At 40.8% G+C, this 255-nt stretch carries 1 protein-coding gene; it reads left to right on the top strand.

Annotated elements, in window-relative coordinates; genetic code table 11:
- A partial coding sequence (locus PGC35_RS22190) for a RidA family protein (RefSeq protein WP_375220733.1) occupies nucleotides 1–255 on the top strand: 255 nt, incomplete at both ends.

Genomic DNA, 255 nt, shown 5'->3' with positions numbered 1-255 from the left:
GACAAGTTCCTAGAATAAATGGTGAAGTTCCTTATACAGGTAAAGTGGGCAGAGATGTTACAGTCGAGCAGGCTCAGGAACTTGCTGAGTTCTGTGTGTTAAAAGGACTTAGCAGTTTAAAAGCAGCTATAGGCAGTCTTGACAATGTGGAGCAAGTATTAAAGGTAACTGGCTATGTACAAACTGCACCAGGGTTTAATGAACCTTCCAAAATCCTTGATGCCGCTTCTGAATTACTTGAGAAGATATTTGATG

The sequence above is a fragment of the Psychrobacillus sp. PGGUH221 genome (assembly GCF_042055255.1).
In the GTDB taxonomy this organism is placed as follows: Bacteria; Bacillota; Bacilli; order Bacillales_A; family Planococcaceae; genus Psychrobacillus.
The sequence above is the reverse complement of the archived record's forward strand: the minus strand, read 5'-3'. Positions and strand labels throughout refer to the sequence as shown.